Consider the following 2,409-nt stretch of genomic DNA (forward strand, 5'->3'; position numbering starts at 1 on the left):
GCGGCGGGCCCGCGGGGTGGTCGCCACCTCCATCGCCTGGGGTAGTTGGGGCGGCGGCGGCATGGCCGGCGGCGAGGTCGGCGCGCACCTTGACCGGCTCGGTGTCGGCGTCATGGACCCCCGACTCGCTGTCCAGGCGCTACGGCAGGCCCTCGACCACGATGAGAGTCATCTCGTCGTCGCCGACATCGACTGGGCGCGGTTCGCTCCGATCTACACCCTGGCCCGGCCACGGCCGCTGCTCGCCGACCTTCCCGACGCCGCAACCGAGGCCACCGCCGCCACCGACACGCCGTCGTCTTCGGACCTCGCCGACCGGCTCGCCGCACTGCCCGAGGCCGAGCAGCGCGTACTGCTGCTCGACACGGTCCGCGCAAACGTGGCCGCCGTCCTGGGGTACGGCGACGTCGACCCGGTGGAACCGCGGCGTGCCTTCAAGGACCTCGGCATGGACTCGGTGACCGCCGTGGAGATGCGCAATCGGCTCAGCGTCGCCACTGGGCTCCGGCTCTCCGCGACCCTGGTCTTCGACCACCCCACCCCGGTCGCCCTCGCCGACCAGCTCCGCGCCGAACTCGGATACACCGGCGACACCGCCGGCGGCCTGCTCGCCGAGCTGGACCGGCTCGAGGCCACCGTCGCCAGCCTGTCGCCGGAGGAGATCGAGCGGAACCGGGTGACCGGCCGGCTCCAGTCGATGCTGGCGAAGCTCAACGAGACCCTCGGCACCACCGCGGGCGCCACCCTGGTCGACCGCCTCGAAGCGGCCTCCGCCGACGACGTGTTCAACCTGATCGACAAGGAACTCGGGATGACCTGAGCCGCCACCGCGCTACCCAGGAACGTGTCCCGCTGGCAACGAGTTTGGTGAGGTTCAGATGGCGAACGAAGAGAAGCTCCTCGACTATCTGAAGCGGGTCACGGCCGACCTGCACCGCACTCGGGAACGGCTGCGCGAGGTCGAGTCGCAGGAGCAGGACCCGATCGCGATCATCGGGATGGCCTGCCGCTATCCGGGTGGGGTCTCCTCGCCTGAGGACCTGTGGCGGCTGGTCGTCGACGGCGTCGATGCCATCGGCGACTTCCCGACCGACCGGGGCTGGGACACCGCAGCCCTCTACGACGCCGACCCGGACGCCGCCGGCAGCAGCTACGTCCGGCAGGGCGGCTTCGTCCACGACGCCGCCAAGTTCGACGCCGAGTTCTTCGGCATCTCGCCCCGCGAGGCATTGGCCATGGACCCACAGCAGCGGCTGGTGCTGGAGACGAGCTGGGAGGCGTGCGAGCGGGCCGGTATCAACCCCGACTCGTTGCGCGGCAGCCCCGTCGGCGTCTTCGTCGGCTGCGGCGGCCAGGACTACTGGGACCGGCTCACGGTGCTGCCCGAACCCGTCGAGGCGTACATGAGTACCGGCAGCGCCGGTGCGGTGATCTCCGGGCGGGTTGCGTACAGCCTGGGACTGGAGGGGCCGGCCGTCACCGTCAACACCGCGTGCTCGTCGTCGCTGGTCGCCCTGCACCTGGCCGCGCACGCGCTGCGTCAGCGGGAGTGTGGCCTGGCGCTGGCCGGTGGCGTGACCGTCATGTCGACCCCCGGTGCGTTCGTCGCCTTCAGCCGGCAGCGTGGCCTGGCCTCCGACGGCCGCTGCAAGCCCTTCTCCGATGATGCCGATGGCACCGGATGGGGTGAGGGAGTCGGTATGCTGCTGCTGGAACGCCTCTCCGACGCCCAGCGCAACGGCCACCCCGTGCTCGCTGTGATCCGCGGTTCGGCCATCAACCAGGACGGCGCGTCCAACGGCCTGACCGCCCCGAACGGGATGGCCCAGCAGCGGGTTATTCGTCAAGCCCTCGCCAACGCCGGGCTCACCTCCACCGACGTCGACCTGGTCGAGGCACACGGCACCGGCACCACCCTCGGCGACCCGATCGAGGCGGAGGCGCTGATCGCTACGTATGGCCACGACCGGCCGGCGGATCGGCCGCTCTGGTTGGGCTCGGTGAAGTCCAACATCGGCCACGCCCAAGCCGCCGCCGCTGTCAGCGGCGTGATCAAGATGGTGCTGGCGCTGCGCAACGGTGTGCTGCCCAAGAGCCTGCACGTATCGGAACCCTCCTCGCATGTGGACTGGTCGGCCGGCACGGTGCAGCTGCTCACCGAGGCGCGGCAGTGGCCGGACCACGGCCAACCGCGCCGGGGTGGGGTGTCGTCGTTCGGCGTGAGTGGCACCAACGGGCACGTGATTTTGGAGGAGGCTCCGTTGGTCGAGGCTGCCGAGTCTTCGGTAGGCACGGCTGGATCTTCGGTGGGGGTGGTGGAGCGGCCGGTGGTGTTGTGGCCGGTTTCTGGTCGGTCGGTTAGTGGTCTGGCTGGGCAGGCTGGGCATCTTGCTGATTTTTTGGTTGGGG

Annotated in this window: 2 protein-coding genes; both read left to right on the forward strand. The window is 70.4% G+C overall.

Features of this window, described 5'->3' with window-relative positions; translation table 11 throughout:
* A partial coding sequence (locus T398_RS26695) for an acyl carrier protein (protein ID WP_496450564.1) occupies positions 1-820 on the forward strand: 820 nt, incomplete at its 5' end.
* 58 nt (positions 821-878) lie between these two features.
* Positions 879-2,409, forward strand: a 1,531-nt coding sequence (locus T398_RS26700; RefSeq protein WP_496450565.1) for a type I polyketide synthase, incomplete at its 3' end; no start/stop codon positions are given.

It is taken from the genome of Salinispora goodfellowii, assembly GCF_059570675.1.